This is a genomic window from Xanthobacter sp. BG11Y11_SDJG, from assembly GCF_057364445.1.
Map to the genome: position 1 here is coordinate 1 of NZ_JBNFNU010000413.1, position 3,695 is coordinate 3,695.

The 3,695-nt window shown below is 68.6% G+C and carries 3 protein-coding genes and 1 pseudogene; 2 read left to right on the top strand and 2 right to left on the bottom strand.

Annotated elements, in window-relative coordinates; all coding sequences use genetic code 11:
• The coding region (gene ppc, locus AC2W7M_RS21900) for a phosphoenolpyruvate carboxylase (RefSeq protein ID WP_486134892.1) at positions 1-1,705 on the top strand (1,705 nt) is incomplete at its 5' end.
• A 75-nt stretch (positions 1,706-1,780) separates the two neighbouring features.
• On the opposite strand, the gene AC2W7M_RS21905 is transcribed toward ppc, so the two are convergent.
• Together AC2W7M_RS21905 and hpt are read right to left on the bottom strand one after the other, a co-directional pair.
• On the bottom strand, positions 1,781-2,095 hold the full coding sequence (locus AC2W7M_RS21905) for a hypothetical protein (RefSeq protein WP_486134894.1): 315 nt from the start codon (positions 2,093-2,095) through the stop codon (positions 1,781-1,783).
• 186 nt (positions 2,096-2,281) lie between these two features.
• Positions 2,282-2,818, bottom strand: coding sequence for a hypoxanthine phosphoribosyltransferase (gene hpt / locus AC2W7M_RS21910; protein ID WP_486134896.1), 537 nt, complete (start codon positions 2,816-2,818; stop codon positions 2,282-2,284).
• Between the two features lie 132 nt (positions 2,819-2,950).
• On the opposite strand from hpt, the pseudogene ftsE reads away from it, so the two are divergent.
• Positions 2,951-3,609: pseudogene (gene ftsE, locus AC2W7M_RS21915) on the top strand (cell division ATP-binding protein FtsE).
• Positions 3,610-3,695 lie beyond the last annotated feature (86 nt).

Consider the following 3,695-nt stretch of genomic DNA (forward strand, 5'->3'; position numbering starts at 1 on the left):
GCCGCCGCGCCGACGGCCGCGCCCGAAGCCCTGGCCGACCACTCCCTATGACGGGCCCGGCGAACTCAAGGCGGACCTCGACACGATCCATCGCTCCCTCGCCGCCAACGGCTCGGCCATCCTGGCGCGGGGGCGCCTGCGCCACCTGCGGCGCGCGGTGGACGGCTTCGGCTTCCACTTGGCCTGCGTCGACCTCAGGCAGAATTCGGACGTGCACGAGCGGGTGGTCGCCGAGCTGTTCGAGAAGGTGGCTCCCGGCACCAACTATGCCGGCCTCTCCGAGGGCGCGCGCATCGATCTGCTGCTGAAGGAGATCGCCACCGCCCGGCCGCTGGCTTCGCCATTCGTGGAGTACGGCGCGGAGACGGTGTCCGAGCTCGCCATCCTCACCACCGCCGCCGCCGCGCACCGCGCGCTGGGCCGGGAGGTGATCCCGAACGCCATCATCTCCAAGGCCGAGGGAGTGTCGGACCTGCTGGAAGTGGCATTGCTGCTCAAGGAAGTGGGCCTCGTGACCGCGGATGGCACCAGCGCGGTCAACATCATCCCCCTGTTCGAGACGATCGCCGACCTTCAGGCCTGCGCCGCGGTGATGGACCGCGCGCTCGCCATCCCCGCCTATCGGGCGCTGGTGGCGAGCCGCGGCGACGAGCAGGAGGTGATGCTCGGCTATTCGGACTCCAACAAGGACGGCGGCTTCGTCACCTCCGGCTGGGAGCTTTACAAGGCCGAGATCGGCCTCATCGAGGTGTTCCGCAGGCATGGCGTGCGCCTGCGCCTGTTCCACGGCCGCGGCGGTTCCGTGGGCCGCGGCGGCGGGCCGAGCTACGACGCCATCCTCGCCCAGCCGGGCGGGGCGGTGAACGGGCAGATCCGCATCACCGAGCAGGGAGAGATCATCTCCTCCAAATACTCCAATCCGGACGTGGGGCGCCGCAACCTCGAAATCCTCGTCTCGGCGACGCTGGAGGCGTCGCTCCTGCAGCCGCAGCACACCGCCCCGCGGCCGGAATTCCTCAGCGCCATGGAGGAGATTTCCGACGAGGCGTTCCGCGCCTACCGGCACCTGGTCTACGAGACCGAGGGGTTCGAGGACTATTTCTGGTCGTCCACCGTCATCTCCGAGATCGCCACGCTGAACATCGGCTCGCGGCCGGCCTCGCGGACGAAGACCCGCGCCATCACCTCCTTGCGCGCCATTCCGTGGGTGTTCTCCTGGGCGCAGTGCCGGCTGATGCTGCCGGCCTGGTACGGCTTCGGCACCGCGGTGGAGGCCTTCGCCGCGCGCCGGCCGGACTACGGCCTGTCGTTCCTGCAGGCCATGTACCGCGAGTGGCCGTTCTTCCGCACCCTGCTCTCCAACATGGACATGGTGCTGTCGAAAAGCTCGCTGGCGGTGGCCTCGCGCTATGCGGAGCTGGTGCCCGATGCGCGGCTCAGGGAGGACATCTTCGGCCGCATCCGGGCGGAATACGACCTCACCATCGCCCATCTGCTCGCCATCATGGGCCAGGCGCGGCTCCTCGAGGGCAACCCGCTGCTCGACCGCTCCATCCGCAACCGCTTCCCCTATCTCGACCCACTGAACCACCTTCAGATCGAGCTCTTGAAGCTTCACCGGGGCAACGGCGCCGACGACAAGGTGCTGCACGGCATCCAGCTGACCATCAATGGCATTTCGGCGGGCCTGCGCAATTCCGGGTGAGCGGGCGGCGATGCATGCCGCGCGCTTTTTCATGGCCACCTTTTCGCGGCGAAGCGGGCGCCGGGCGGCGCCCGCTCACTGGCAGGCGCAGCTGTAGTTCGTCGCGCGCACTTCCTGCTTGCCGAAGGGCACCATGCACACATTGGCCCAGCTCGGCGTCAGGTTGAAGCCCGGGCGCCAGCCTTCGCCGTTTTGGTTGGCAGCGCAGACATAGAACAGGTTCTGGCTGTTCTTCCAGGCGCCGGTCGAAATCGGCTCCATCCGCTTCATGCCGCACACGTCGCGGCACGACTGGCCGTTCGCCGGATGCCAGACCACGTCGGCGGACGCCGGTGCGGCGGCCAGCGTCAGCATGGCCAGACCGGTCGCAAGCAGGAGATGTGCGCGCATTCCAATGAGCCTCCCAAGGAGGCGTTTCGCCTGCCGGAATTGCTGCGCCCGGCCGGGTGATCCGCCCCGCACCGGCCCGCGTGCCGGCTCCGGCCCGCACGCGCGCATCCGGCGGGCACGAGGGCGAAGATCAATTCCACAAGCTTGGCTGTACCACAAGCGCCTTCGCAGGGGGACGGGGCGGGCTCAGTCCAGCCCTTCGATATGGCCGATGAAGGGCAGCTGCCGGAAGGCATGGGCCACGTCCATGCCGTAGCCCACCACGAACACGTCGGGGCAGGCGAAGCCGACGAAGTCGGCGTCGATCTGCACCGCCCGCTTGCCGGGCTTCTCCAGAAGCACGCACACCAGCACCCGCCGCGCCCCGCGCGCCATCAGCAGGTCCTTGGCAAAGGCGAGGGTGCGGCCGGATTCCAGGATGTCGTCGATCAACAGCACGTCGCGGTCGCGCACATCGCTCTCGATGTCCTTGAGGATCGCCACCTGACCGGAGGAAATCGTGGCGTCGCGGTAGGAGGACAGGTGCACGAACTCCACTTCGGGCGTGAGGCCGGAGGCGTGGAGCGCGCGCAGCAGGTCGGCCGCGAACATGAACGAGCCCTTCAGCACCGCAACCGCCAGCAGCCCCTCCGGTCGCGCCTGCGCGATTTCGGCGGCGAGGGCGTGGTTGCGGGCGGCGATGCGGTTCTCGTCGTAAAGGACAGTGATCTTGGGCAGCGGCATGGTTCCTCGTCAGGGGGCGGTCGAGCATGGACGAGCGGTCCGGACTCGTCCAGGGGCGGGGCGGTTTCGCCGCGCCGCGCTTGGTTTATGGTTGTCCGCGTGCGCCTTGGACGATTCGCGGGGGTGGCGGCGGTGGTCCGGTTCGAGAATGTGGGATTGCGCTACGGGATGGGCCCGGAAGTGCTGAAGGACGTGTCCTTCGGCATCGAGCCCAATTCGTTCCAATTCCTCACCGGGCCGTCGGGCGCCGGCAAGACCACCTTGATGCGGCTGATGTTCCTGTCGCTGAAGCCGACGCGCGGGCTGATCACGCTGTTCGGCCGCGACGTGTCTTCGCTCGATCCCGACGAGGTGGCGGTGCTGCGCCGGCGCATCGGCATCGTGTTCCAGGATTTCCGCCTGCTGGACCATCTCACCACCTACGAGAACGTTGCCCTGCCGCTGCGCGTGCTGGGCAAGGAGGAGACGAGTTACCGCGCCGAGGTGACGGAATTGCTGCAATGGGTCGGCCTCGGCGACCGCATGGACGTGCTGCCCCCGGTTCTGTCCGGCGGCGAGAAGCAGCGCGCCGCCATCGCCCGGCGCTGATCGGCCGGCCGGAATTCCTGCTCGCCGACGAGCCGACGGGCAATGTGGACCCGACGCTGGCGCGCCGCCTGCTGCGCCTGTTCATCGAGCTCAACAAGTCGGGCACCTCGGTGCTCATCGCCACCCACGACATCGCGCTGATGGACCAGTTCGACGCGCGGCGTCTCGTGATCGCGGACGGACGGCTCTATGTCTACGACTGAGACCGAACGCGTCGAGAAGGCCATCTCGGGCGCCTCGTCGGGCCGGCCGGCCGAAGCCGGCGCGTCGTCGCGCGCGCGGCGACTCG

What these genes read in the sequence shown, in the direction of transcription:
- hpt (WP_486134896.1), bottom strand. Translation starts at nt 2,818, where the DNA reads ATGCCGCTGCCCAAGATCACTGTCCTTTACGACGAGAACCGCATCGCC.
- AC2W7M_RS21905 (WP_486134894.1), bottom strand. Translation starts at nt 2,095, where the DNA reads ATGCGCGCACATCTCCTGCTTGCGACCGGTCTGGCCATGCTGACGCTG.